The 23,540-nt window shown below is 40.6% G+C and carries 37 protein-coding genes; 14 read left to right on the top strand and 23 right to left on the bottom strand.

All coding sequences use genetic code 11. From position 1 onward, the window contains the following. Positions 1–219 precede the first annotated feature (219 nt). From IRB79_RS27445 to IRB79_RS27415, 7 genes are all read right to left on the bottom strand, one after another. The gene (locus tag IRB79_RS27445; RefSeq protein WP_243510274.1) at positions 220–444 is read right to left on the bottom strand and encodes a hypothetical protein; all 225 of its coding nucleotides are present in this window, start codon (positions 442–444) and stop codon (positions 220–222) included. A 272-nt stretch (positions 445–716) separates the two neighbouring features. Next, a complete protein-coding gene (locus IRB79_RS27440) occupies positions 717–917 on the bottom strand; it encodes a hypothetical protein (protein ID WP_243510272.1) in 201 nt (66 codons plus the stop codon). A 34-nt stretch (positions 918–951) separates the two neighbouring features. Continuing rightward, positions 952–1,395, bottom strand: a complete 444-nt coding sequence (locus IRB79_RS27435; RefSeq protein ID WP_243510271.1) for a hypothetical protein — start codon at positions 1,393–1,395, stop codon at positions 952–954. 66 nt (positions 1,396–1,461) lie between these two features. Continuing rightward, positions 1,462–2,622, bottom strand: coding sequence for a DnaB-like helicase C-terminal domain-containing protein (locus tag IRB79_RS27430; protein ID WP_243510269.1), 1,161 nt, complete (start codon positions 2,620–2,622; stop codon positions 1,462–1,464). 50 nt (positions 2,623–2,672) lie between these two features. Next, on the bottom strand, positions 2,673–3,785 hold the full coding sequence (locus IRB79_RS27425) for a hypothetical protein (RefSeq protein ID WP_243510267.1): 1,113 nt from the start codon (positions 3,783–3,785) through the stop codon (positions 2,673–2,675). Continuing rightward, positions 3,760–4,488, bottom strand: coding sequence for a hypothetical protein (locus IRB79_RS27420; protein WP_243510265.1), 729 nt, complete (start codon positions 4,486–4,488; stop codon positions 3,760–3,762). Before IRB79_RS27420 ends, IRB79_RS27425 begins: the two co-directional genes overlap by 26 nt. Positions 4,489–4,629: 141 nt before the next feature. Next, a complete protein-coding gene (locus IRB79_RS27415) occupies positions 4,630–5,034 on the bottom strand; it encodes a hypothetical protein (protein WP_243510263.1) in 405 nt (134 codons plus the stop codon). Positions 5,035–5,178: 144 nt separating this feature from the next. Here IRB79_RS27415 and IRB79_RS27410 point away from each other — a divergent pair, with 144 nt between their 5' ends. Genes IRB79_RS27410 through IRB79_RS27385 form a run of 6 tightly spaced genes read left to right on the top strand, consistent with a single transcriptional unit; the run spans position 5,179 to position 7,417 of the window. Next, positions 5,179–5,358, top strand: a complete 180-nt coding sequence (locus IRB79_RS27410; RefSeq protein WP_243510260.1) for a hypothetical protein — start codon at positions 5,179–5,181, stop codon at positions 5,356–5,358. Positions 5,359–5,360: 2 nt separating this feature from the next. Further along, the gene (locus IRB79_RS27405; RefSeq protein ID WP_243510258.1) at positions 5,361–5,600 is read left to right on the top strand and encodes a hypothetical protein; all 240 of its coding nucleotides are present in this window, start codon (positions 5,361–5,363) and stop codon (positions 5,598–5,600) included. After that, complete coding sequence (locus IRB79_RS27400; protein ID WP_243510257.1) at positions 5,601–5,843, top strand: hypothetical protein; 243 nt, start codon at positions 5,601–5,603, stop codon at positions 5,841–5,843. A gap of 15 nt (positions 5,844–5,858) precedes the next feature. Continuing rightward, positions 5,859–6,662, top strand: a complete 804-nt coding sequence (locus IRB79_RS27395) for a PD-(D/E)XK nuclease family protein (protein WP_243510255.1) — start codon at positions 5,859–5,861, stop codon at positions 6,660–6,662. Between the two features lie 22 nt (positions 6,663–6,684). Next, positions 6,685–7,080: a hypothetical protein gene (locus IRB79_RS27390; protein ID WP_243510254.1), complete on the top strand. Its 396-nt coding sequence runs from the start codon at positions 6,685–6,687 to the stop codon at positions 7,078–7,080. Beyond that, the gene (locus IRB79_RS27385) at positions 7,061–7,417 is read left to right on the top strand and encodes a hypothetical protein (RefSeq protein ID WP_243510253.1); all 357 of its coding nucleotides are present in this window, start codon (positions 7,061–7,063) and stop codon (positions 7,415–7,417) included. Before IRB79_RS27390 ends, IRB79_RS27385 begins: the two co-directional genes overlap by 20 nt. 28 nt (positions 7,418–7,445) lie before the next feature. Here the strand turns inward: IRB79_RS27385 and IRB79_RS27380 are convergent, their stop codons facing one another. Both IRB79_RS27380 and IRB79_RS27375 read right to left on the bottom strand, forming a co-directional pair. After that, complete coding sequence (locus IRB79_RS27380; protein ID WP_243510251.1) at positions 7,446–8,345, bottom strand: DUF2628 domain-containing protein; 900 nt, start codon at positions 8,343–8,345, stop codon at positions 7,446–7,448. Between the two features lie 233 nt (positions 8,346–8,578). Then, the gene (locus IRB79_RS27375; RefSeq protein ID WP_243510250.1) at positions 8,579–8,899 is read right to left on the bottom strand and encodes a hypothetical protein; all 321 of its coding nucleotides are present in this window, start codon (positions 8,897–8,899) and stop codon (positions 8,579–8,581) included. 172 nt (positions 8,900–9,071) lie between these two features. Between IRB79_RS27375 and IRB79_RS27370 the strand changes: the two genes are divergently transcribed. The 7 genes from IRB79_RS27370 to IRB79_RS27340 all read left to right on the top strand — a co-directional run bounded on the left by IRB79_RS27370 (position 9,072) and on the right by IRB79_RS27340 (position 13,386). After that, positions 9,072–9,221: a hypothetical protein gene (locus IRB79_RS27370; protein WP_243510249.1), complete on the top strand. Its 150-nt coding sequence runs from the start codon at positions 9,072–9,074 to the stop codon at positions 9,219–9,221. Continuing rightward, positions 9,214–9,762 carry a hypothetical protein gene (locus IRB79_RS27365; protein ID WP_243510248.1) on the top strand — a complete coding sequence of 183 codons (549 nt, stop codon included), beginning with the start codon at positions 9,214–9,216 and terminating at the stop codon, positions 9,760–9,762. Before IRB79_RS27370 ends, IRB79_RS27365 begins: the two co-directional genes overlap by 8 nt. A gap of 89 nt (positions 9,763–9,851) precedes the next feature. Beyond that, complete coding sequence (locus IRB79_RS27360; protein ID WP_243510247.1) at positions 9,852–10,448, top strand: hypothetical protein; 597 nt, start codon at positions 9,852–9,854, stop codon at positions 10,446–10,448. A gap of 50 nt (positions 10,449–10,498) precedes the next feature. After that, the gene (locus IRB79_RS27355) at positions 10,499–11,797 is read left to right on the top strand and encodes a metallophosphoesterase family protein (RefSeq protein WP_243510246.1); all 1,299 of its coding nucleotides are present in this window, start codon (positions 10,499–10,501) and stop codon (positions 11,795–11,797) included. A gap of 47 nt (positions 11,798–11,844) precedes the next feature. Further along, a complete protein-coding gene (locus IRB79_RS27350; protein ID WP_243510244.1) occupies positions 11,845–12,324 on the top strand; it encodes a crossover junction endodeoxyribonuclease RuvC in 480 nt (159 codons plus the stop codon). Continuing rightward, entirely contained in the window at positions 12,321–12,590 is a 270-nt protein-coding gene (locus IRB79_RS27345; protein ID WP_243510242.1) for a hypothetical protein, read from the top strand. The genes IRB79_RS27350 and IRB79_RS27345 overlap by 4 nt, the downstream gene beginning before the upstream one ends. Next, positions 12,580–13,386, top strand: coding sequence for a sigma-70 RNA polymerase sigma factor region 4 domain-containing protein (locus IRB79_RS27340; protein ID WP_243510240.1), 807 nt, complete (start codon positions 12,580–12,582; stop codon positions 13,384–13,386). The genes IRB79_RS27345 and IRB79_RS27340 overlap by 11 nt, the downstream gene beginning before the upstream one ends. Before the next feature lie 26 nt (positions 13,387–13,412). Here IRB79_RS27340 and IRB79_RS27335 read toward each other — a convergent pair whose 3' ends face one another. The 4 genes from IRB79_RS27335 to IRB79_RS27320 form a co-directional block, all read right to left on the bottom strand. After that, on the bottom strand, positions 13,413–14,000 hold the full coding sequence (locus IRB79_RS27335; RefSeq protein ID WP_243510239.1) for a DUF4236 domain-containing protein: 588 nt from the start codon (positions 13,998–14,000) through the stop codon (positions 13,413–13,415). Positions 14,001–14,077: 77 nt separating this feature from the next. Continuing rightward, on the bottom strand, positions 14,078–14,674 hold the full coding sequence (locus IRB79_RS27330) for a hypothetical protein (protein WP_243510236.1): 597 nt from the start codon (positions 14,672–14,674) through the stop codon (positions 14,078–14,080). 37 nt (positions 14,675–14,711) lie between these two features. Continuing rightward, the gene (locus IRB79_RS27325; protein WP_243510234.1) at positions 14,712–14,978 is read right to left on the bottom strand and encodes a hypothetical protein; all 267 of its coding nucleotides are present in this window, start codon (positions 14,976–14,978) and stop codon (positions 14,712–14,714) included. A 32-nt stretch (positions 14,979–15,010) separates the two neighbouring features. Continuing rightward, entirely contained in the window at positions 15,011–15,895 is an 885-nt protein-coding gene (locus IRB79_RS27320; RefSeq protein ID WP_243510231.1) for a CRISPR-associated protein Cas4, read from the bottom strand. Between the two features lie 33 nt (positions 15,896–15,928). Here IRB79_RS27320 and IRB79_RS27315 point away from each other — a divergent pair, with 33 nt between their 5' ends. Then, complete coding sequence (locus IRB79_RS27315) at positions 15,929–16,375, top strand: hypothetical protein (protein WP_243510229.1); 447 nt, start codon at positions 15,929–15,931, stop codon at positions 16,373–16,375. Here IRB79_RS27315 and IRB79_RS27310 read toward each other — a convergent pair. From IRB79_RS27310 to IRB79_RS27265, 10 genes are all read right to left on the bottom strand, one after another. Continuing rightward, the gene (locus IRB79_RS27310; protein WP_243510226.1) at positions 16,372–16,560 is read right to left on the bottom strand and encodes a hypothetical protein; all 189 of its coding nucleotides are present in this window, start codon (positions 16,558–16,560) and stop codon (positions 16,372–16,374) included. The genes IRB79_RS27315 and IRB79_RS27310 overlap by 4 nt on opposite strands. 1 nt (position 16,561) lies before the next feature. Beyond that, positions 16,562–16,900 carry a hypothetical protein gene (locus IRB79_RS27305; RefSeq protein WP_243510224.1) on the bottom strand — a complete coding sequence of 113 codons (339 nt, stop codon included), beginning with the start codon at positions 16,898–16,900 and terminating at the stop codon, positions 16,562–16,564. Next, complete coding sequence (locus IRB79_RS27300; protein ID WP_243510223.1) at positions 16,901–17,275, bottom strand: hypothetical protein; 375 nt, start codon at positions 17,273–17,275, stop codon at positions 16,901–16,903. A gap of 3 nt (positions 17,276–17,278) precedes the next feature. Next, complete coding sequence (locus IRB79_RS27295) at positions 17,279–17,575, bottom strand: hypothetical protein (RefSeq protein WP_243510222.1); 297 nt, start codon at positions 17,573–17,575, stop codon at positions 17,279–17,281. Positions 17,576–17,681: 106 nt separating this feature from the next. Continuing rightward, complete coding sequence (locus IRB79_RS27290) at positions 17,682–19,148, bottom strand: sensor histidine kinase (RefSeq protein WP_243510220.1); 1,467 nt, start codon at positions 19,146–19,148, stop codon at positions 17,682–17,684. Then, positions 19,129–19,827: a response regulator transcription factor gene (locus tag IRB79_RS27285; protein ID WP_243510219.1), complete on the bottom strand. Its 699-nt coding sequence runs from the start codon at positions 19,825–19,827 to the stop codon at positions 19,129–19,131. Before IRB79_RS27285 ends, IRB79_RS27290 begins: the two co-directional genes overlap by 20 nt. Before the next feature lie 462 nt (positions 19,828–20,289). Further along, complete coding sequence (locus tag IRB79_RS27280) at positions 20,290–21,339, bottom strand: hypothetical protein (RefSeq protein WP_243510218.1); 1,050 nt, start codon at positions 21,337–21,339, stop codon at positions 20,290–20,292. 33 nt (positions 21,340–21,372) lie between these two features. Beyond that, entirely contained in the window at positions 21,373–22,425 is a 1,053-nt protein-coding gene (locus tag IRB79_RS27275; protein ID WP_243510216.1) for a hypothetical protein, read from the bottom strand. 80 nt (positions 22,426–22,505) lie between these two features. Further along, positions 22,506–23,066, bottom strand: coding sequence for a hypothetical protein (locus IRB79_RS27270; protein ID WP_243510215.1), 561 nt, complete (start codon positions 23,064–23,066; stop codon positions 22,506–22,508). 191 nt (positions 23,067–23,257) lie between these two features. Further along, positions 23,258–23,533 carry a hypothetical protein gene (locus tag IRB79_RS27265; protein WP_243510213.1) on the bottom strand — a complete coding sequence of 92 codons (276 nt, stop codon included), beginning with the start codon at positions 23,531–23,533 and terminating at the stop codon, positions 23,258–23,260. Positions 23,534–23,540 lie beyond the last annotated feature (7 nt).

Genomic DNA, 23,540 nt, shown 5'->3' with positions numbered 1-23,540 from the left:
ATTGATAGTAATCTATACGATGAATGGTCCAGAAAACAAAAGCCATGACAAACTGCCAAAATGTTTTCCCAAACCATTCGAAATCATATCTGGGTACCTGAATACCTATTTCTAATGAATGGTATATTAATGAGAATAACCAAAAGCACATTGCATACCAGGTGACTGGTTTTCTTCCTAAGATGTCTTTGATTTTTATGAACACTCTCAGTCACTCTTTCATTTTATTTTAAACCTGGCATTGATATTTTCTGATGGTTCCGCTTCATCCTTTAGCCAAGCTTTACAATCATCTTGTGTTTCAAACTCTTCTACCCATGCCTCACCTTCCCGATTATCAATACCGATCCACATTTCTCCGCATTGTCTATAAAAAGTGCCTTTAGGTTCACGTTTCTGGATAATTCTTAAGGATTCTTTTGAGGTCACTTTCTTTAACTCCACATGAATCACTCCTCTTTTAATTTTGTATTAAAAGATATTTACCCGTTTTCAAACGGTTTAACAGGAGTTTTCCAATATACTATAAGAATCTGTGAATTTCTTCCCTTGTTAATCTCACTTCATGGCCATAAGGAGAAACCCCAATGAATACCGGCTTCTTCAAGCTTTCGTGAAATACAATGGCTTTTACAGTAGCAACCCTTTTAAACCCATCGTGGGCCCTTTTCCTATGTATCTCATATGTTCCCTCCTTTCCTTTTTGGCATCGTAAATTAGCGCTTGTATCTATATTGTTCAAGCATTTTCAGCCTTCCTTTTCGTTCAATGATTTGGATAGATACCCTCTTTAATAGTTTCTCGGTATCCTTCAGCCATTCTTGGAAAGCAGGGTGGTCTGCATTTTCACTTTCTTTTTGCCTGATAATATCTCCCTCTAAAGCAGCTTTGATAATTTCCAGGTCTCTAATATTCATTGCATATACTCCCTATTTGAATTTTTCATTCGAACTACGACATAACTACATCTTCTAAAAACTCTCCGCTTTCTAGCTTTAATAGCACTGGGAATGTTTCTTTTTCAATATCCTCAATGAATTTATCCCAATTAGAATTGATAAAAGAGATAAATTTTTCATCGTTTCCTCTATTGCGGTATCTTTCTAAATACATGCTTTTCAACTCTTTAGAAGGATATACAAGGGTATACGCAATATTGTTCTCTTCCAATGCTTTTCTAACAATATCGTGTGAAGAAACCAAGATGTAGTCGGCTTTTCCAATATTATCTTTGATATGTTGAATGTAGTTATTTGGAAAGTCGGGATGCCTTTCACCTTCTCTAATCCAAGAAAAATTACTACTATCTGAATCTAAAACAGTCAACTCGGTATTTTGGGTTAAATAACTTTTTCCGATAGCAGGGAAGCCTGAAATAATTTTTGTGTTTTTCATTTTTACCATCCTTTCCTTACTGCGTATTTTATGTCAATAGCGAAAAAGGGCAGCACTTGCCACCCTTTACCCTGAAATCATTTGGGCATACCTTTGCGCTCCGGCTTCCGGCACTTCCCTGAAATAAGCCATCTCAGGAATGAATTCAAAGAAGCATCTGCCTTTAAAGCTGCTAAATTTGTTTTTACCGATCTGGACCTCGTAAACAGCCTGTTTATTTGGATTGTCAGAGCGCATCCAGTTTACAGTTGCCTGCTGGCCGCGTAAGGAAACCTCGTTGTAGCAAAGCATAACAGCTTTCGCTTCGTAAAGAATCTTAACGGAATCCCTTAAATCCTCTACAGTCGGCCTGCGGTTTCCATTCAGTTTACGGAATTCTGCAGTACATACGATGGGGCAGTCATATCTTGTAGCAATCTTCGTCAAAGAGTCAGCTATGTGATCATATTTCTCTCCGCCTGTTTTGGCGCGGAGCTTTTCATCACCAATCGTGATGTCATGGAAGTTATCAATGAATACGACCAGCTGGTAAGCCGGGTCTACCTTCTGAAGCTCAACATGGTACTCTTCCATTGTTTTTTCAATGTACTCAATATCAGAGCCGTTGTTTACGTCCACAATATTGATGAAGTCTGCTGAATCTTTCAGTCTTTCAACACCAATGGAACGTTTTTCCATGTATGTGGCATTATCTTGGTATTTCTTAGGGAAACGTACAACGTTAATGGGGATCCGCTGATCTATTGCGACAAAACGCGGAAGCAATTCATTGTTGTTGTCATCGAGGGAAAAATAGAGGACAAATGCTTTTCGGGGTCTTTCTTTTGAGGGAATTCGGTTAGCCTGGGCAACCTGCCATGCCAGCTGCATCATAAAGGAGGATTTCCCAATATTACTTTGCCCGCCAACTAAGTGAACACCCGTATTTAATCCTTCGAATGCTTTATTGAGACTGTCAAATCCCCAGTCCAATCCTCCCATTTCCCCGCGTGTCCATGAGTATTCTTCCACGGCGTCAATGGTATCTAGCATTCTCGTTCTAAAGAAAGGCGGCTTATCACCTGCTACCGATTTAATCAGTTCAGCCGATAGCTCATTCGGGTTATTCACTACATTGTAAGGCATATTTCCGAATGGGTTTTCCGCTTCTGGTTTATTAGGCCAGGCAGCTGCATCAGAGAACGGATCCTGTGCAGCAGCCGGCTCTTTTTCTGCGATGTCGAACATCGTAACACTCCTTGCTCATGTTGATGGTACCTCTTGTAGAAAAAATAATTCTAAGTAGTTTTAAAGAACTTACAGTCGTCCCTGCATGTGGCAGGACAGTTTGCATGCAGCTTAATAGAATTACAGCCATAAACATATCGGCCCTTGAAATTGGAACGGAACAGAGTCTGCAGCTCCCTTTCCGTAAGGCTTCCATTATTCCAATCCACCAGCATATCCCAGGCATCCTGTTCGCTGATGCCCCGCTGTCTCCAAAAAGCAACCAGCATACTGGCAATGTGATTCCTAGAACCTTTAACAGGTCCATTTTCAATCATTTCTTCATAGCATGGCGGGTCAAAATCCAGCGTTTGGTCTTCACCGGATTTACTGAAAACTTTCTTAAACCGGTGAATGAATTTCTGCTCGCACAGAGAAAAGTATCTTTGCGCTTCAAGGATTGGCCGTGGATTGTCGTATTGAATCCATGCCCCATATTGTGGTTCCTTGCTGAGCTGCTGAATGTCTGATTCTGACTTGGCCAGCAGGTGTTTTAATTCCATCGGCACTTTATAAGAGCCTGTTGATGGATGTTTGCTTCCGGGCAATCGGAACAATCTTCTGCGTTCATATACCTTCATATCCAATGTCTTATTTGGTGCAAAAGGCATGAGCTCTTCTGCCATGATTTTGTACACTTTATCCAGATGGGGATGCCATTCAACCCCAAAACACCTGAATGGAACAATGACATGGATGCCTTTCTTCCCGCTGAAATAAACACGGATCATGTTCACGGGAATCTTGTAATTCGGGCTGATTGTCAGATGCTGGATAATCTTTAGGGCATCCTCCTGGGCTTTTTTGATATCTTCTTCATCGTCGAAATCAATAAAGAAATCCCCGCGCAAGTCGGCGGTATAGGGGTCGGACGTACTGTATTGAAAAGCGGTAGTGTACAGTCCCCACTCAGGATTGTTCCGGATATAATCCTGTACAAACTGCTGATAATTCATCCAGTTAACCTGCCTGTATTCATTCCGGATAAAGATGTTAGCCCCCTCTTTACCCGGTTTGTTTCGGCCAAACTCTATATAAAAGGGTGCAGGGTTGGCCAGTGACTCCGGCATGGCCGGTGTTTGAACAATTTGTGCCGTATTAAATAATTGTCCGGGGGTGAACACGGTCCAATCCCTCCTCAAAACATGTATTTTTTCGTGCCTCATAAACAGCAGCAGCCTGTGCCTCATACTGCTGAATATCCAAAGGCGATTTTGGAAGCTCTTTGCCTGAATCCAGCGCACAAGCAAATGCCTCATCTACTAAGTACAAAATGAAATCCACATCCCAAAACTTCAGCATGTGTTCAAATGCTCCGGCATCCTTGCTGTAGTGGGAGTCAGGGCATACGGAATAGAATTTTGCATAAAAGTAATCAACCAAATCCCTAACCGTTATCTTGTCTATAATCTCTAAATAAAACGGCTCCTCATCATAGGAGGCCTTAAATGTTCCGTCATCAAAAATCTGCAGGACTGGCGGTGGAGGTGTAGCCTGCAGCCTTGGATGAAAATAAAACTGACCAGGTACCAGCAGGTTATCCGGCTCCCGATAAGGCTTGCGCTTAATTGCAATGCCCTTGCTCTCCAGAAGGCTGCTGGGTTTATAGAAAAGCGCTTTATTGGGATTGTCCTTTTCCTTCCTGAACAGCTCCCCCATTTCTTTTGCCGTTACGCTTTCTCCAGCCAAAAGCTCCCCTATGTCATGTATAACTTCCTTTTTATATCGCGGTTCACATGTGATCTTCCCGTGGGCGTCCACAGGAAATTCTTTGATGTCTTGCAAAAAACGCGTTGCTAATATGATCATGTAATTACCAAATCCCAAACTGTTTCTCCCCTTTCTAAAATCAAAAAGGGAGCGGGCGTTAGCCCGCCATTCCCTATCTTGAACCGTTCCTTTCATGGCGTTTGTAACATAACCACTTGCAGAAGAAAGTCAAGACAAATAAAAAAAGCAAGCGGAAAATTATCCGGCTTGCTCTTCTTTTTGTGCTGCCTTTGTACTTGGGAAGACTACAGATTTTGTCAGGATCATGCTGTAAGTGTTCTGTTCTTCTTCATCGAAATGGCTGAACACATATGCCATAGCTTCTCCATTCATGGAGACATGTGGATTTTTCAACGACTTAGTTGCTTCCACAAACCGGAGGAAGTTTGATAGGCGCTCACGTCCATCATTCTTTTCTTTTGCTGGCGGCATAACGAAATCAAAGAATCGAACTTCCTCGTCTTTTAATAGGTTCAAAAGAATTTCCCCTACTTCATTGCCCGCTATCTTTTCAGCTAATGCTTTCTTCTTTTTTCGGGAAGCTTTCTCCAGCTGCAAAAACAACTGCATGCTTTCTTCCAAGAATTCCACGTAGTTTTTCATCTGGTTTCACCACCTTTGGACCCTATTACAACCCTTCACTCTATTAAAAATCAATAGAGAGTTAGGCGGTTAGGAAGTGCACAAATAGGGGTTTGACAATAAACTTCCAAAAAGGTTGTTCTATATCCAGTAAGAGAGGTGACAATGATGAAACGCAGGAAGAAGGACTTCGAATTCGGGGAAAAATGGGTAGAATGCCTGAATTGTTCCCATGAATACGTGATTGAGAATGTAATTGACGAGCGAGATACAAAAGGATGCCCGGTCTGTGGTTCCTATGCATATGAGGAATCAGCTAATGACTATATGGATTGGGGCGAGTAAACGTGTCTTATCAATTTGACAATGAAAAACCCGGCAAGACCATGAACATTTACATTGGCGAAGCGGAGTGGAATGAGTTTTCGTTCGAGAATAAAATGAAGCTCCTTTACCGTCTGAGGCAATCCCAGTCAGAACTTGCCAGACAGATGGAGCCCTGTATCTCCCTGATGGTTGAGGAAGAACGAAACCGGCAGGAAATTGATATTGAGGCTACATTAAAACACTGCTTGGAGGAAGAGTAAATGGCCGGATTAAAAAATGTCTATCAAATCTATGGTGCCACCCCTTTTGAAGCTGTTAAAGGCGAAACGATTTGGGAGCGGGACTTGAACCTCCAGGCAAGGGAGTATACGCCCTATTGCCGTTACTGCGGCGGAGAGATAGTCGATGCTCAGCAGGATTCAAACGGACATAAGGCAGATCCTGAGTGGGAGCGCCTGAATCAGACCCATTATCGCTGCTATAGAGAAAGAGCACATTGGTAAGGAGCTATACTTAACATGACAAAGTTCGAACTAAGCATGGACGATATCTATACGTACCTGCAATGCCCTATGAAATATAAGCTGGCCAAGATTCATGAGATTCCATCAGAAGATGAATTCAAAAGTGCCGTGCTCTATTCCAAGGGCATTCACCAAACAATATCCTATTTCTATCATGAAGTGATGCAAGGTAAGCTTCCAACACTCCGGCAAATGCGGGATAAATGGGCTCATTACTATTACTCCATTTTCGAAGAGGATAAACGGACAAAGGAAAACTTCCTGCTTGCTCGCACAGGGACGGACCATCAGCGAACGCAACAGATTTTAAACCGGGGCATGGAGGCTACCTATGCTTTTTATCATGAAAACAAAGACAACCCCGGGACCCCTATTGCCGTCAATTACCCTTTCCGTATCTCCGTTCAAGACGACCTGATTCTGACAGGCGAATTTGAACTGATTCGTGAGTATACAGATGAAAACAAGAAGCGACAGATAGAGATAGTGGACTTTAAAACGTCCAACAACAAAACAGACGCTTCCTCTGGTTTTTTCCTCAGACACGACCTCCGTGCAACTGCTATGTTTCTTGCCTTCCAGGAATTATTCAATTCAGCACCCGACCGCTTTGTGTTTGATTATATCGGAACAGACAAGCGGCTCCTCCTCTACAGAGACCAAAATGAAATCAAACGTCTAAACAGCGTTTTGAAAGGGGTTAGCAACGGAATCAGGCAGGAAGACTTCTATCCTCGGCAGTCTTTCATGTGCAAAAACTGCTCGATGTTGAACTACTGCGATAGATTGCAATTCTAACCCCGGAAAAGGGGTGAATTCTTTGAAAAAACTAACGGCCAACCGTATCATCGAGCTTTACCATATCGGCCTGGCATTATGGTGGGGGTTATGCCTGGTTTTCCCTTTCAACACTTTTAAATACAGTGCCTATGCAGCCATGGCCAACCTTGCACCCGAAGCAGCATGGGGAGCATTTGCCCTATTCATTGCTTGCGGACAAACCCTGATGCTATTTGGCAAATTTAAAAAATTGCAGCCTATTGGATTAGCTATAGCCTCATTCTTCTGGACATTCATTGCCTGTATGTTTTTGGTTAATGATTTAAACACCGGGCAATTCAGTACAGGGAGCGGGACATACCTTCTAGTTTCTTTGATGATCTTCTGGCTATCCTCTAGCAATGGTGGTGGAAAAGATGAACATAACACTTGTTGAGTTAATCATTCCGGCCATTGTCGGGATAGTCGGCTCAGTCACAACTTATTTTGTCGCCAGGAACACAAACAAAAAAGATGTACTGGTAGTCCATCGGCAATCCCTTTCAGAAGATGAGCGGGCTTTTCGTACCGAGCTAAGGGAAGAGATTAGGGGATACCGTGAGGAGATAGAAAGTCTCCGGGCAGAAATGAGCCAATTGAGGATCACCAATACCGAACTGACAATTGAAAATCGCAGGCTATTGCTTGAAATGGAAGAACTCCGCTTACAGCTTGCCAGATTCCTGGGTTCAAGTTCTAGCACATCTCCGTATAATGGGGAAGACCACGAATAAACGTGGTCTTTTTTTCGGAATCAAAATATCATCGACCGGAGAGAAGCGAGTCTAATAGCGACAACATGTCGTCTTCAGATAGTTTATTTTGATTTATCCATGCCGAATGAGCTTCAAATGAATCATCGGTTATTATAAAATCCATTGTAACTTCAATATCGTTACCTTCCTCGGATAAGTCATATCCGGTGAATCGCACAATATCATAGGCGCTACCTGAGACATACTCCCACTCCGGTTCGGAAAAGTAATCCTCAAAGGCATTTCCGACAGTAGTAGTCGGATAGTCATAAAACGATCCGTTTTTCACTATCATTATTTTGTCTTCATCGGTCGGGAAAATAAAAGCAGTAAGAACACCATAAATTAATAAGCTAATTACAGTAAACAATACCCCTAACCAGCTGGTTCCACCTTTTCTTTTTAAATAAAACATTTTTTGTTCATTATTCAATGGGGTTAAGTTCGCCTTGTTTATATGTTTGTTTGTATGTTTAAGATAAATATAATTTCCAAACATCGCCAGGATAATAGTTAAAGGAAAAATAAAAAGATTCCAAAGATCAGATCCAGTTGCATACAAAATCAGATCAACAAATAAATAAGCAACTAAAATAAATAACAGCGGAACATACATTTTTCTATACCCAAACCAAAACGGTCCAAATAAAAATGTTGCCCAATTCCAGCTAATTCTACCATTCTTTTCTTCAAGCCTATCCCATCTGTCAATATAGGTATCGTAATTTTTCCCTACAAACGCTTCTTCCAATTTTTGTTCAAGCGAAAAATCTTCCGATTCTTGACCAATCGCCTCTTGGTCTATATCCAGAGCTGTATTTCCAACTGTCGGATTAACTGACCTTCCGCACTTGGAGCAAAATGAATCTTGTTCCCTCAGTTGTGTACCGCAACTCGTACAGAACATTTTCTCCCCCCTATTACTCATATTGTTTTATTTTTAATGTAATACATTAGTTCATTTTACTCAATAAAAAAATGGAAAATGATTCTATATCTGAAATACCAATCCATTCAAGTTTATTATCGGTAATTTTTTTCTGTTAATGGGTTGATAACAGAACGTTTGTTCGATATAATGAGGACAGAAAATAAAAAGAGAAGACACTCTGAATGCCTTCTCTCTAACTAACTATTAAATTAATTATTCGTACCCTCTATGTTTAAGTCGGTGGGTATGAACCCGGCTTCTATAATAATATCGTTCAATATAAATCCGATAGGATTATTCTGTTCTAGGTTTAGATATATAGGCTTTGCATCTAATTCTTTTCTAATTAGGTGTTCGTTTAGGTCTTCTACTTTATTGTTAGAGATAACTTTGTCCTCTGATTCTAATATGGCGATGCCCATAGTCGGGAAGTAAAGCAATACCTCAGTTGTCCCTATCATTAAATTCTCTTCGTAAATAAAATGGCCGAAGGTGTCTTTAATGATCTGCAGGGCTTCGTGTTTGTTCAATTCTTCCACCTCATAATGTTCGACTCTATATCTTAAACTATTCCAATTTATATAATACCACACAAAACACTGAATAATCACGCACAATAACAGCCATTTGTAGAGATTTTCCTTTACAAGTGGTTTTTTAATGGTTCAAATACTCCTAGAAAAAGAAATAGGAGGATTGAACATGCTTAAATTCATTAACAAAAAAGGCCAAAAAGTGATGGAGCTTGCTGACAGCGGCGACGTTAAAATCCTAAATGAGGATCTGGAAAAGTCTTTTGAAAAGTCTCCAAAAGAAAAGACAAAGAAAAAGGAGAACGAAAAGAATGACTAATCAGCAAGAAGTCCTCGGCATTTTTATTACTAAACAAGAGATCGGCAATATGAAGATTGACCATATCCATGTTTCCGACTTTGCTTTGCAGGCTATCTTAAAATCTGTCCACCTGACTAAAGAAGCACAGGAAGAAATCGTTGATAAACTCGTTGACAGAACCCCTAACTGGGTCAAGCTGGACACCAATACTCAAGTGAATAAAATCAAAACAGTTCTAACCCAGGAAACCATCATAGAGTATCTTCGCCTCAATGACTATATACGGGAAGGTGTTGATATGGTTGAGGTCGGTATTGATGAAGAAGGGTCTGTTGTTGCTTCCGTTTTTTATGTTGAAAAGACTGAAGTTCTTGAAAAGGTCTTTACCGATGAAATGACGGAAGAGCAAGTCAACCAGCTCGAAAAAGAGATCAATATCCTGGATGGCTCTATCAATATATATGAAGAAGCGAAAAAGAAAATGGAGCAGATGGATAAAAACAAAGTGGTTCCATTTATGAATCGTGCCGCTCGCAGAAAAGCTGCTAAGAACAAGTGAACCATAGCAGACATGGGAGTGCCCATAAAACAGTGGAGCAACCATGTTAAGGAGATACTAGAAACTTATTTCAATGAGGAGAAGAACACATGAAAAAACATGAATACACTGAACCGCTATATGAGGTTGAAGAAGAAGACGATGAGGAAGAGACCATTACGATTGATTTTGAAAATAAGCAGATTTACTCAAAAGAAGAACAGCTTATTATATCTGGCGATATTGGTACTTCAGAACACATCAAAGCAGACCATATCAAAGCAGACCATATACAAACTTTTATCAATGATGTCAATGTAGGTTCTGGCTCAATTTATTGGAATTCAAAACCTACTTTCGCCACTATTGACACAACCCCTCCTAAACCAACCTTCAAAGACGAGCTGCAGGAACATCTTCTAAACAGCATCACTTCCAAGGCAGTCTCATCCCTACTGCAAAAACACAATGATTTATCTAATGAATTAGACAAAATCATACTTTCCAAACGCATCGGAAAATTGGGCGACATGGTAGAAGGTGATGTGGCTGATCTGATGTTCAAAAAGCGAATCGAACTGAGAGAGTGCTTGGTTGGCGGGTCTGTACGCTACGAGAAGATTCCACAGTGGGCCCATGAATACGTAAAAGATTATATGAAAAACATGATCCATGGATTATCTATATTAGCGGAGGACGGGGAGTAGGGAACTATTCCCCTTCCCTTCATCCGATGAAAACGGAGGAGCAAAACATCGTGAGAAGCTATCGAAATTCAGATGACATCATGACACCCGTAACTAAAGAACACCTTGATAAGGCCATCGATATTAAGCTCGAGCTGCAGGAAATGAGTCCGTCCCGTAAAACAAACTGGCTAGAGCATAAAAGACTGATGGAACTAGCCGGCTTTTACGACTCGGATACAAATGAACCCTACCGCTCCCTAATTAAGCATTATCAGAAAGAAGTCGGAAGGCTTGCCAATGCCCAGCGTTTTACAGACATGATTGCAGATGGAAAGCTTGAAGCAATCAAACATGCTGTGGGTGAAATGTATTTGGAAAAACAAGATTTTATGCGTGTAAAAAGAGAGCTCAACAAGGTTAAAAGAGAATTGTCTAAACCCCTATTAATCGCTGAAGAAGTACGAAATGTCATGCTTGATGACACTGACTTCCAAATCCCTCCCCTGGCTCTAAACCCTCCCTATCAATTCACCCATTCTACAAAAGCCATTATCGTCATTACAGACTGGCATATCGGTGCAACTGTCCACCACATGAAAGGTAACCACTACAATTTCAAAATAGCTCAGAAGCGGATTGACAAGCTGCTTAAAAAGTCCCTGGAGTACTGCGATCAATTTGGCATATGGGATGTAACTGTTGCGTGTATCGGAGACATGGTTGAGCACATCAATATGAGAAATGTTAATCAGAGCTACGAAGCCGAATTTCCGCTTGCAGAGCAAATTGTAAAGGCAACCAAACTGATCACGAGCTTCATTGTGAATCTATCAGAATATGTGAATGTCGATTTCTTCTGCATCGCCGGTAACCATGACCGCTTCCAGGCAAACAAAACAGATGTTATTGATACCGATAACGTAATGTATGTCATCGCTGAAAACATCAAGAACACTCTTGAGCTGCTTAACCTGCCAAAAGTTAAATTCATCGAGGCGGACAAGCACTTTAATTATGAGCATGTCGTTGAAATCAATGGCAAACGCATCAAGCTGGTTCATGGAGATTTTGAAAAGCGCACAGATAAAGGAAAAATAGACAAGCATATTGCTGCTGATGAAGAATTTTACGATGCCGTCATCATGGGTCACTTCCATTACTTTGAAGTCATCGAGCGAAACTATGGAAATCTTGAAATCCGAGTTGGATCCCCGATGGGCCGCAACTCTTACTCTCGTAAATTCAAAGCTAACAGCGATCCTTCCCAAGCCATCATTATTGTGACAAATGAAGATATCATTCCGATTCGAATTGGACTAAATGAAGAGATGGAAACACAACTTGAAGAAATTGGGGAAAATGAATAATTTTCCCTTCCCTCTATGAATCTATGCTACTATAGGAGTTGAACAACATGTATTTCTTGGGCTTGGACCCTTCAACCAAGTGCACAGGCTTCTGCTTGATGGATGAGAATAAAGATATCATTGAAAAAGGAAAGATTGATATCTCGAAAATTGATGACCACGGAGAAAAGCTTGCAGTACAGTATAAAGTAATTGAATCCCTAATGGATAAGTATGAAATCACCAAGGTTTTATGCGAAGATCAATACGCTAAATTAAACATTGATACCGTGAAAAAATTAAGCCGGACCACTGGCATTTACCTCCTTATGGCAAAGCTTAAGGGTGTCGAACTTGAATTAATCTACCCTACCAGCTGGCGCAAAGTCTTTCATGGTTATGGTTCCGCCAAAAAGGAGGACACCTTCGACAAAGTTGTTGCCATCTATGAACTAGAAGGCCTTACCTTTAAGAAAGACAACGATATGACTGATTCTGTTGGAATCGCTTGGGCATGCGTCGATATGCATAAAGGGGTGGCAGCATGAAAATTTACCGCGGGAATGTTGGTGTGGAGTTATCTCTTGGGGAATTGTCACATCTACTGCAGGACGATGAGCAGATTGATGATCTTCTTAACCTGATTTATGAACTGGAGATGGATGAAGCCATGAATTATAACGAGGATGATATTCAAAAATTTGAGGAGCAGCTGTTTGAGGAAGTTGCTGAATATCAGCAGAAACAGAAGCATTCAGATGATGAAGTCAAGATGAAGCGGATCTTGGAGCATTTAAAGAAGTATGGAAGATAAAGAAGCCCAGTACGAGCACATTGAAAAATTAGTGAAGTCCTTCCAAGAAGGTTCTGTCGAAGCTGGGTTTGAAATGGTCCGGCTTTTTGGATATGCAGAAGAACCTGATGACCTTAGTGGCTTTATAAAGAAGTACTTCAACCTTCTGCGATATGGAGTCATCAATTTCCGAGACCGGGACACCAGGGGATTTATACGGCTTTCAACTGCTGACGAACAAGTAAAGCAGGCGTTAATTCCCGGCTTTCAGTATGCAGAAACAAAGAAAGCTGCCCGTAAGATTGTCCAGCGGATGAATGACCGTATGCAGTTCTTGAATGACACTGAATTAATCCACGAATTATGTTACGTCCTTCTCTACATGGCTAAACGCTACAAAAAGAAATCCCCTAAAAAAAATTTCTGCGGATTCCTCTACAGCAGCTATAAATTCTACGCACACAATCATTTTAGAAACCTTTTTAAAGACCCTTCCCTCTACAGCAATTTACATGAAGGTGACGAATTTATAGAACATGATGATGAAATAGAACTCCAGGACCAATGGTACCTTGACCTTTATTTTGAAAGAGAATCACTGGAACTTGGACTCAATTGGATTCTAGGTAAAACAGCTACATTCCCCTTCAGTATACTCACCCCTTTTGAACGTACCCTACTGTCACTTTACGATGAAAAAGGATATACGTATGAAGAAGTCGGAGAAAGAATGGGCTATCATCGTGATACGATATGGAATAAGAGGAAACAAATCAAACAAAAACTTGAATCAGCAATGAAGGAGCCTCCCTGCTAATAGCAATGAGGCCATATTTTTTGATATTACTTTTTAACTCTTTCAAACCATTCCATGAATTGATCTGCAACTTGTTCATTTACGATAAGAGTGTATACCGTTTGCCAGCCGCTATCGGTTTCTAAAGTTAGTTTAAGTTCAACTTCTTTATACTTAAAGATCCAGAATCCCCTGTCACGAACATTCTTTTCTGGTTTTATTTGATTCAAGTGATAGGGTAAAATATCGCCACCCAACTCAGAGTTATCGGAAATAATATTAATTTCTCCATTGTTGATATAAACAGTACACAGCTGACCAAGCAATACAGAAAGTGATTGGCGCTCCCCATCTACCACTTTATTTCTGACGATGCCTTTAAACTGATAATTAGAGCTAACAGGAGGTTTCTGTTGCAATTTCTGCTCCTGCTTTGGTGCTTTGGCTTTAGATCCTATCGTCTCCTGATAGGAAATGCCCGTACCAGGAATGGATGCAGTTACCCTAGTTTTTCCATCAGCTCCATGACTTACACGCAAGCCTTTCGTCCCAGCGGATATCCCTACACCTTTTTTCCCTGCAGTTAATCTGACACCCCCGCCTAGATTGACACTTTTTCTAAAACGAAATCCCATAACTCTCCCCCCTATACCATTTTTTGTTATATAACTAATTATAAAGTCACATTCGAACCACGTCATTATAAAATTGTTTAGTTTGACAAGTATTTGCTTAGATATTCCCTTGCTTCTTCTTTCATGCCAGGCTCAAACGAAGCTAAATCTTTATGATATGCTTCCTGTTTCATCCATGGTGGCTTCTGAATACCTGCATAGTACCCTACATGGCTTAAAACATGGCCCTTCAAATCAGCCTCATGCATATCCTTCCTTTTCAAATCATAGGTACCAATGTAAGTTTCATCATCTTCAAAGGTAATCACAAAATCCGTTTTATCATAACCTCCGCAATCCGGTGCAGTTTTGGCCATAGACCTTAGAACTAAGTTTCCTTCATCCCAATTAGAGACGGTATAAGGAATACCTGTTTCAACCGAGGGGCCTTCCCCCCTGGTTATGACAATATTTCTAATTGGAACTTTTCCTTCAAGATCGTATTTAATATAATCGAATGCTGCGTTAAACGCTGCGTTGCTCGAGGACTTTATGGATAGGTCAACTGAGTTTGAAATAAGGACAAGGAGTGATTCCTTGAGCTGTTTAGCTTGACGATGACCTGAATCGATGTCAAAACACATATGATAGATCTTTTCGGAGTTAAATAGTGAGGCTACTTTATGAATATACATACATATCTCCCCCAATAAAAAAAGACGCCTTTCAGCGTCATCCAACTTCATTCTTTTCCTTGTCTTTGCTTAAGAATAGTGCGGTATTGAATTCCACTCCTGGAATCTCCCTGAGTGTCATATATGACAGCGACTGGCCGACTACGATGGTCTCTATTGTATATTCCTCGCCTAGTGAAAGGTGCTGGGCAGCTTCCTTCTGATCGTACTGATATCCATGTTCAGGATACTGATAGATAACCTTATCGCCCACCTCTGCTTTTCGGGCAGACATGGTTTCGGGAAAAACAAATTGATAATTCAAACCGAATCCCTCCTATAAAAAGAGCCGCCTATTTAGGCAGCATCTTCTTGTTCATCAAAATAAATAGATAGCCATTCTTCCTCTGACACAGGAATATGGCAGATATTGCGGAAATCACAATATCGGCACATGATATCAAGCGGATTCCCTTCCCTTTCAGGCAAGTCGTGGCCGTCCACATAACGAATAATATCTTTGATATACGCTATCGTCTCTTCAACCATTGCCTCGTCATACTCTACAAAATAGTATTTAGTTTCTTGTGTGTCTTTGTTTTCATAATAGACAAGACCTCTTCGGATCCCTGTTAATTTAAAATACAGCTGCAGCTGCATTTCATGTTTTTTCTCCGGCTTCGTTTTTGGCAGCTTGTGAAAGTTCTTGCTCTTGATTGACTTGAATTCGACAATGAGGATATGATTGTTTGGACCACGATAGACTTCAATATCCTCTTCTACCTTCTTAAGCTCGTCGCCCTCCTGGATTTCAACCTGCTCTTTTCTAAAGAGAGAGATTTCCTCCCCAGGCGGTTCACCTTTATCGAGCAAAAAGTTCCAGATGATTGCATCCGAACGCCCGCTAATCCTTAGCTCCTTATGTTTTAAAGACAGCTCGGGTGCTATGAGGATTCCCATTCTTTCAAAGATATCTTCCATCCTATTATGAAAGCTCGTCCCATTCTCCATAATCAGCAAGGATTGACCATTAATGGGCTTTGTCGGATAGCCTTGCATCTGATAGGCAACTGCCCTTTGACAGCGGCCCACCGATGACGGATAAAACTTTCCGAGCCTGCCTTCCTCTATGCGTCTTTGCTGATTTTGTGCATTTTCTTCGGTAAGAAACGTGTGGACCATTTCCACGATATCATCCGTACCGTATTTTTCTTTTATTTGATGTATTTTCTTAAGTGACATTTTTCTCACCTCATTTCGAAAGGAGTTTTTACAATGGCTATCGAGAAAAAACCCTCCCACCAAGACCAGGACACCCTCTATTCCCAACGCAAAGAAGACGAAAAACAATGGGGAGAATTCGGAGAATTAGCCCAAGATGTCTTTAAGGATTGGATTAAGCATTGGGATGGCACTTCAGGCCAGCCGGCGAAGGACTGGAAAGACGGGGGCAGAGCGTGTTTCCGCTGTGCTGGTTCCCTCATGATTTTTGAAGAAAGCGACAATGGCAACCTTCTTCTCCAGTGCAAAAGCTGCGGGCAGCACCAATGGCTTACTGATGTTTCACCTTATTCTGCAGAGGATTTAAAGGAGTTGGAGAAGGAAGCAAGGGAGGTGGGGGCTAAAGCTCGCCACTTGCCGGATGAGCTTTATCGAACCATACCAGACTCATTGGTCCTGCAATATACTGAGATGCGGAAAAAAAGAAGGCAGGGCTATTAAAGCTCTGCTTTTTCTTTTATCGTCAAAATGATTCCTGTTTCAGGATCTTTTACTCCAATGACACGTTCCCTTGCCAGAGGGCTTTCATCTACATAGCGTTTCATCGCCCCGCTCAGTCGTTGAAGTGCATAAGCAGTCTGATATGCATCTGCATTGTTTGGATTTTCTATTTCAATAGTCGTCATGTTAATTCCCCTTCTCGGTGAAATTCTTTTTTCCGATGTTTAATAAGTAATACGGCCATAATAGGAAGCCCAGCACAAAGACTAAAACCATATAACGATGTTCATTCTTTTTGTAGGCTGTATATTCTTCTAAGGCTTCTGCTTTTTGAATATGGAGTTCTTGGAGCTCCATAAAGTACTCAGCCCCTTGCGGCGTGTAAGTATACGCTGATATCATTTTCCGAAGCAGCTCTTCCTGCTCCCCAGCAAGTTTCAGGGTGTTGATAATGTGTGTTGTGTGATTCATTCCATAAAATAAACCTATAAACAAATAAGAAGAGATGACAGAGAAAATCCACATTTATTCGATTCCTCTCTCTTCGCAATACTCTAGCAGCAAATGCTCTTCTCCAATTGAAAAGTATTCGACAGAGTGTTCTCTTGTTGTTGAAATGATGGTTTCGACTCTATAAACAAACAGAACCTGAAATGGGTTATCCTCATTAATGTACGGAGCAATAAAGATTCGCAGAATCCCATCCGGCACACTGCCTTCAAAGAACGTCTTCGGTTCCATGAGGAGCTTGATATTTCGTCCAAACAGGTCATACCAAAAACTTTTCCCTATAGGTATTCCATGAATCATTTTCTCGTTCCATTCCTTTAAGTATCTGGTCAGGATAGGAGTCATTTCGTCGATATAATCCAGCATGTTCTTTCTAAGTTGAAACTCCATAGCTTAAAATGCTACCTCCATAACGCAGTCCGCATTTTCCTTTTCGAGATAAAGGATTTCATCATCAGTAATAAACTCTATCTCGACCTTCACAACACGGAAACCGTGTCCGGGCACGTTCTTGATCTCTCCGTAGACCTCATATGCGCCGTTCCCCAAACCTGGGACAAAAGACAGCATCTGGTGAAGTCTTTCCTGTTGCCCGAAGATGAACATACGTCCCATCTCAACCTTTACGGTTCCAAGGTAAATTCGGCCTGGCTTCATTTCTTTTTCATTGATGTCCAAAGAGTAGCTCATAGCTGCCTCCCCTTTCATACGGTTAGTAATGTATCCACTTGATTCATAATTTTCAAGACCCAAAATGAAAAAAAGCCCAAGAAAATATCCTGGACTTTTCTAGTTCTTATTTTTTTCTTGGAAATACAAGAGTGAAAGTGTTAAAGCCTTGTTCGCTGACAACATCTATTCTTGCTCCCTTGTACAAGTTTACAACTTCAATGGCTATATGAAGCCCAAGACCAGAGCCTTGCTTATAGCTATAATTAGTTCCCCTGTAATAACGCTCAAAAAGGTGGGGAACTTCTTTAGGACTAATTTGATTCCCGCTGTTTGTGACACTCACATGCGTTTCCTTACCGACTTCCTTTACCTTTACAATGACTTCCTTGCTGTCTTTAAAACTATACTTCACCGCATTTTCTATTATCGGGTTGAGTGCCAGATGGAAATGATCCCGGTCTATATAGATTTTAGGGTCTTCCGATTCGTATTGTACATTAAAGACCGCAGTGGAAAATACACGCCTTTGATGTGCCATAAAGTCTTCAAGAAGTGATCTAACCGGCTGTTCCATCGGATTAGCCTCATAGGAACCTTGCCTTAATTTTGCCAATGCAAGCAATGCCAGCATGATTTGTTTTGTCCTCTCAACACTCTGTTCAATCGCGGACAGTCTCTGGTTGACCAGCGCCTTATCACCATTGCCATAAAGCTTGATAACATCGACTGATTGCTTTATGGCAGTAAGCTGTGTATTGATTTCATGGGACACATCCTGCATAGAATTGATATTATCCCTGACAATTTCTTGCATTCTGTCTAGTACAGAATTCAGCTTATCTATGATTCTTGATATCTCTCTTCCAAACCGTGGATCTACTCTAACCCTTGTTCGGTAATTATTATTTTTAACTTCTTCAAAACTCTCATCAATGGCTTTCCCTAACGGACGGAAGATAAGTCTCAATATGAGCCAGGTTCCCAAAAAACCAATAAGTGTAAACCATCCAAGGAAAATCAAAACCCTATTCACATAATCATCTACAGGTTTACTTAAAGCCGGCCAAACATTTCTTGAAAGCTTGACTTCAACTGGCCGTTGAGTCTCATAATGAACAAATCGGTGAATGAATACACCCTGTAATTTCCCTTCACTTAGATAGACCTCAACATCGTGATTTTTCTTTATCTTTTTGAGATTGCCTTCATTCAACTTAAACAAAAGGGAAATAAAGCTAGAAGCCATCTCGCTTTCAAAACTGCTAAGCTCCGTTTCCCTCTCAAAACCTGGAATTGCATAAGATTGATTGTCTTCAGTTACTGTTATATCTTCGCCAGGATAGTTCATCCCATCCCAAAAAGTTGGGCTTACATCTTCAACGCTGCCAGCCCCCCTGACGGCATTCTCTATTTTAAATGCTCTCCATTGCATATTGCTCCAGACGGTGGTAGCAACGTTCTCCATTTCCTGATATAGAAAATATGCGCTGATTGGAAAAGAAGAACATACGATAATGGCCAGTGCAGTCAGTATAATTCTGCCTTGAAGCCGGGAACCATCTGCGATTATCTTAATCCGCTTCCAAAACATAGCCCTTACCCCTGATCGTTTTAATCAACTGTGAACCTATAGAATTTCGAAGGCGTTTAATATTGACCTCAAGCGTATTCGTGCCCATAGCTGCATAGGGTTCATATCCCCAGATATTCTTATAAAGTTCATCCTTGGAAACAATCTCATTTTTGTGCTCCATTAAATAATGCAGTAATTCAAACTGCTGATTGGGGAGCTTTACCTCTATCCCATCTACCCAAACCTTATGTGATAAAAGGTTCACCTTTAGAGGGCCAGATTCCAAAATCCCTGTATTGATGCCAGCATTTGTCCTGTCATGCCTTCGCAAAACCGCCCTGATTCTCGCAAGCAGCTCTGTAATATCATAGGGTTTTGTAATGTAATCCTCAGCGCCCAAATCCAAACCTACCATCACATCGAAAGATTCTGCCCTCGAGGTGAGAAAGATATAGGGTGTAGATTTTTGCTGGCTAATTTTCCTGGCCGCTTCAAGACCATTGGTGATAGTCGTATCCACGCTTTGCTGCTTCAGCATAATATCCAATAAAATTAAATCGTAATCCTTTTCCAATGCTGCCTGGACCGCTTCATCCCCGGACGAATGATGGTCTGCTTCATAACCCTCTCTCTCCAAAATATATTGAAGGGTTTGCCCGATTTCGATTTCATCTTCAAGAATCAGAATTTTTTTCATTCCCCGCACCTCAATCCCTGCTGTAAAAACTATTCAAAACTTACCAAAATGGAAAGTAGGGTTATAACTAAGAAAAGCTAGATGCAGACAAAATCATAGGTCTGCTCTAGCCCGGAAAAGTTATGATACTATTTTTCTAGTACCCTACTTTTTAATAAAATTATGTAATTATAACATTATTTATCTCTATACCCTTTTTGGTTCCAGCTATAACTTCTTTTTTTAGCAAAAATTTTAATTTGAGGTTTAATCCCTGATTATAGGGATATATATGTGATTGTGCATTATTATTCTCAGGTTGTTCCCCCAACCTACAATGACGCTGAGGAACGGAACCTCAGCGTTATTCTATTTTCTGGTTTAATAGGCAGGAAGAAAGGGTAAAGTATGTTACCCCTAGTTAGATCCTTTTTTGGATGGATACCATATCCCCTGTGGCGGCAGTGCAACTGTCGCTCTTTTTTATGCAGTAATCCTTTCCAGTCCGGATAAATAGGAAACGGTAATTTGCATTCTTTCTTTTTCATCTATTTGGGGTGCATAACGCTGACCCTTTTCATCTATGATTCTTCCATAGCTCCTTGTTCCAATCCAGGCGGTGGAATCCGCGCTGAACCAAGGGAAGGCAGTAACCAGATTAGAGCTTCCTCCGAGAAAATGAAAGTTCTGCAAGGGAAAAGCATTAAAGATTTCCTCAAAATATCTTAATCGTTTCCCCTCCCCCTTTCGCACCGAGCCTCCAATCCCAATCACCGGATGGTCTTCTTTGACGATGGAATGAAGCTCAGCCAAAGGAGAGCCTACGTGATAGACAGGTATTGGCTTTAGCCCTTGGGACTTCAGGAAGTTTTCATGTTCTTTACTCTTTTCAGAATCCCCGACAACATCTAGATTAAAATAGCCCAAAAGAATATCTTCGTGTTTTTTGATGAATGCAGCATATTCGCGTATATCCAGGTCTTTGACCTTGCGACCTTTTTTTCTTGCTTCCCATAAAGTGTATGCCCCGCTATCCAGAAGCACTTTGAGCCCTAGTCTTTCAGCGTGCTTTCTCCACATGATTCCGTTCTTAACATAATAGTAACTTATCAAAATATAGCGCCCGCCATACTTCGCTACCATTTCCATATCTGTTTTTGCCTTGCTGCACCCAGCGAAAAAGAAACGGACCCCTTTAAGCGTAAGCCGGTATAATCCAGAAGGAGTCTTTACATACTTGACCGATTCTCTAAGCATGGTACGCAGCAGCCCGAGAAGAGCGGAAGAGAAGCGGGAAAACTTCTCCAAATCTTTTCTAGTTACTGTCTTAACATGGTAGACATACTGAATTGCCCTTCGCACCATAGTTCTTTTGATTTTGTTACCTCCTGCTGACTTGGCAGTTAAAATGGAATATGCATCTTTATCTATATCGACAATCCGGTTGTCCTTGCCGGTTGCAGTTTTAAATAAGCCTTCTGACTTTTTCACCTTTCGGATGAAGGCTCTTTCTGTTTTCCTCGGATCAAACATCTCCACTATCCTCCTATTTTGACAAAAAGAAATTTATGCCGCTATCACTTTTCCGTATTTTTCACTCAAAATGGTGGACCATGAAGAAATCCAATCATCCAGCTCATTCTTATAGATAGCTGATAGGAATTCATAATCTTCCGGATATGCGTCCTTTAAAGGCATACGGGAATAATGAAAATACGGAACACTCTTCATATTTTTTCTACCAGTTTTCTGAACTTTTCTTAGCTGTTCGTCGAAATAGCATGCCTTGAGGAAAGAAAGAGACTCATGGACAATAATTTCCCTCCAATCCACTCCCCTGGAATCACAGTTGAAAGGACACAAATAACATCGGCTTCTTTTATCTGGCATATTGTTGTCCTTCAAAAATTGAATACTTTCCTCTGTTGTCATGTTCTCTTCGACTAGAGGATATGACAGAGAAATATATTTGTATTGAGGAGATCGGTATAAATTTATACGGTTCATTTCATCATAGCTGAATCCGATATCCATAATTATCCCAACGTCAGATGGCATTCTTTGGTTGGAGCCCAGCCCTAAATCCGCAAGGATTCTCTTTCTTGCAGCCTGCTGGACCGGAACAATTTTAAAATCAACTGTGCACTGTCTTGGCATTAGCCCTCCTTTAATTTCTTCACCCGTCTTTTCATCGATTTGATTACAATAAACAGGCATCTGAAACCTTTGATAGTCTGTATGGATATAGCGCATCAGCATTTCTTCCAGGCCCCGATCCATGCTGCTGTGCCTTGTAATGATGAATGGAGTGGTATTACCCAATTCTCTTTGGCGGTCTTGCCACCAGCGCACTTGTTCATGGATGAACTCTGGTTCGGCACCAGTATCGGAAAAAATAATATAGTCATAGTCGATTTCGCCCTGAAGATGCATTTCCATTAAGTGTGTGGACTGGGTTCCTCCTCCGAATGACAAAACAGAAAATATCCTGGTACGCCCTTCTTCATTCATCTCCCTCATGATTTCACTTCGGGTTTTAAAAACGCCTTCCCGATATTTTTTATGCAGGCGGAAATCCTTCATTTCACCCAGTAACTCTAATTGCTCCAACCTTATCACTCCTTTGCAACAAAAAAGACCAGTGCTAAGCACCGGTCCAAATGATTTAAAACAACACAAATATTTATTTTTCTCATTTCCTACAACTCTTCTTCAATACCCTTTTCCTTGTCTTCCTTTATTTGATCAATATGCTCTTTGCTGCTATAAGTTATCCTGACAAATTTTAAAAAATAACTATCATGAGAGTTAAACTCTATGACAGTATCCTTGTCTTCAAATTGAAGATATTTTCTTGTATCTTCATCTTCTCCTTCAAGTTCTTTTGGTTTCCCATATTTTTTTTCCAGTTGCTCAATAATGTCAGACTCAAAGTTTTCTAATTTCCCCTCAGTAACGAAAATAGGTGACTTATCTTCATCTGAAATTCCATTTTCGATTGAGTACCAAGCAGATATTAGTTTTCCTTTATCAAATTCAAAAACTATATCAACATCTTCTTTATTTAAAGTACCGTTGTAATAAATAAATTCATCCGATTCCTTTCTAAAATTCATTGAGGTATCAGCTGCTTCCTTAACTTCCTCTTGTGTCATCCCCCAATATGTATCTCGAAAAGTACTTTTACTAGAACCACCAGCCTGCGTATCACCGCAGCCAGCTAACACTATTATGGATAAAAATATAATTAAATATTTCATACATGTTTGCCTCCTGGATAAACTTCTTTTTAAGTAAGGGGGGGGGAGGAACATAAAGCTTATTCCCCTTCCGGATTAATGATTTATCCACCATTAATTATATGGTAAATAAGTCTTATTTAATATCCTTTTTTTATGATAATTCATATTTTTTTCCATATTCAAACAACGTTTCGCGTCCCTATAGTCTATTAATGTTTTTTCCCATAATACTTCTGGCGGGATTCTTCCCTTTCCTCCAAAGTCATAGATGACCAGAAATTCCTTAGTTCCAATTCAGCCTGATCACGGTGACACTTCAAATCATCCATCTCTCTTTTTAGTAGGCTAAGGGTATCTGACTTCATATGAAAAATGGCTTCATTGGAATAAAAATTCTGCCACTTCTCGAGAATCATCCGCAGCTCTGCCGCTTCTTTCCTCTTCTCCAAGTACTGATCCACTTTTGATTTTGTTAGAGTTGTCATTAAAATC

The organism is Cytobacillus oceanisediminis, from assembly GCF_022811925.1.
GTDB lineage: Bacteria > Bacillota > Bacilli > Bacillales > Cytobacillaceae > Cytobacillus > Cytobacillus oceanisediminis_D.
This window is presented reverse-complemented; position numbering and strand designations above follow the sequence as displayed.

Excerpts from the sequence above, each read along its gene's own strand:
- IRB79_RS27440 (WP_243510272.1), bottom strand. The coding sequence starts at position 917 with ATGAATATTAGAGACCTGGAAATTATCAAAGCTGCTTTAGAGGGAGAT.
- IRB79_RS27435 (WP_243510271.1), bottom strand. The coding sequence starts at position 1,395 with ATGAAAAACACAAAAATTATTTCAGGCTTCCCTGCTATCGGAAAAAGT.
- IRB79_RS27430 (WP_243510269.1), bottom strand. The coding sequence starts at position 2,622 with ATGTTCGACATCGCAGAAAAAGAGCCGGCTGCTGCACAGGATCCGTTC.
- IRB79_RS27415 (WP_243510263.1), bottom strand. The coding sequence starts at position 5,034 with ATGAAAAACTACGTGGAATTCTTGGAAGAAAGCATGCAGTTGTTTTTG.
- IRB79_RS27410 (WP_243510260.1), top strand. The coding sequence starts at position 5,179 with ATGATGAAACGCAGGAAGAAGGACTTCGAATTCGGGGAAAAATGGGTA.
- IRB79_RS27400 (WP_243510257.1), top strand. The coding sequence starts at position 5,601 with ATGGCCGGATTAAAAAATGTCTATCAAATCTATGGTGCCACCCCTTTT.
- IRB79_RS27395 (WP_243510255.1), top strand. The coding sequence starts at position 5,859 with ATGACAAAGTTCGAACTAAGCATGGACGATATCTATACGTACCTGCAA.
- IRB79_RS27385 (WP_243510253.1), top strand. The coding sequence starts at position 7,061 with ATGAACATAACACTTGTTGAGTTAATCATTCCGGCCATTGTCGGGATA.
- IRB79_RS27380 (WP_243510251.1), bottom strand. The coding sequence starts at position 8,345 with ATGTTCTGTACGAGTTGCGGTACACAACTGAGGGAACAAGATTCATTT.
- IRB79_RS27370 (WP_243510249.1), top strand. The coding sequence starts at position 9,072 with ATGCTTAAATTCATTAACAAAAAAGGCCAAAAAGTGATGGAGCTTGCT.
- IRB79_RS27365 (WP_243510248.1), top strand. The coding sequence starts at position 9,214 with ATGACTAATCAGCAAGAAGTCCTCGGCATTTTTATTACTAAACAAGAG.
- IRB79_RS27360 (WP_243510247.1), top strand. The coding sequence starts at position 9,852 with ATGAAAAAACATGAATACACTGAACCGCTATATGAGGTTGAAGAAGAA.
- IRB79_RS27350 (WP_243510244.1), top strand. The coding sequence starts at position 11,845 with ATGTATTTCTTGGGCTTGGACCCTTCAACCAAGTGCACAGGCTTCTGC.
- IRB79_RS27345 (WP_243510242.1), top strand. The coding sequence starts at position 12,321 with ATGAAAATTTACCGCGGGAATGTTGGTGTGGAGTTATCTCTTGGGGAA.
- IRB79_RS27340 (WP_243510240.1), top strand. The coding sequence starts at position 12,580 with ATGGAAGATAAAGAAGCCCAGTACGAGCACATTGAAAAATTAGTGAAG.
- IRB79_RS27335 (WP_243510239.1), bottom strand. The coding sequence starts at position 14,000 with ATGGGATTTCGTTTTAGAAAAAGTGTCAATCTAGGCGGGGGTGTCAGA.
- IRB79_RS27330 (WP_243510236.1), bottom strand. The coding sequence starts at position 14,674 with ATGTATATTCATAAAGTAGCCTCACTATTTAACTCCGAAAAGATCTAT.
- IRB79_RS27320 (WP_243510231.1), bottom strand. The coding sequence starts at position 15,895 with ATGTCACTTAAGAAAATACATCAAATAAAAGAAAAATACGGTACGGAT.
- IRB79_RS27315 (WP_243510229.1), top strand. The coding sequence starts at position 15,929 with ATGGCTATCGAGAAAAAACCCTCCCACCAAGACCAGGACACCCTCTAT.
- IRB79_RS27310 (WP_243510226.1), bottom strand. The coding sequence starts at position 16,560 with ATGACGACTATTGAAATAGAAAATCCAAACAATGCAGATGCATATCAG.
- IRB79_RS27305 (WP_243510224.1), bottom strand. The coding sequence starts at position 16,900 with ATGTGGATTTTCTCTGTCATCTCTTCTTATTTGTTTATAGGTTTATTT.
- IRB79_RS27300 (WP_243510223.1), bottom strand. The coding sequence starts at position 17,275 with ATGGAGTTTCAACTTAGAAAGAACATGCTGGATTATATCGACGAAATG.
- IRB79_RS27295 (WP_243510222.1), bottom strand. The coding sequence starts at position 17,575 with ATGAGCTACTCTTTGGACATCAATGAAAAAGAAATGAAGCCAGGCCGA.
- IRB79_RS27290 (WP_243510220.1), bottom strand. The coding sequence starts at position 19,148 with ATGTTTTGGAAGCGGATTAAGATAATCGCAGATGGTTCCCGGCTTCAA.
- IRB79_RS27285 (WP_243510219.1), bottom strand. The coding sequence starts at position 19,827 with ATGAAAAAAATTCTGATTCTTGAAGATGAAATCGAAATCGGGCAAACC.
- IRB79_RS27280 (WP_243510218.1), bottom strand. The coding sequence starts at position 21,339 with ATGTTTGATCCGAGGAAAACAGAAAGAGCCTTCATCCGAAAGGTGAAA.
- IRB79_RS27270 (WP_243510215.1), bottom strand. The coding sequence starts at position 23,066 with ATGAAATATTTAATTATATTTTTATCCATAATAGTGTTAGCTGGCTGC.
- IRB79_RS27265 (WP_243510213.1), bottom strand. The coding sequence starts at position 23,533 with ATGACAACTCTAACAAAATCAAAAGTGGATCAGTACTTGGAGAAGAGG.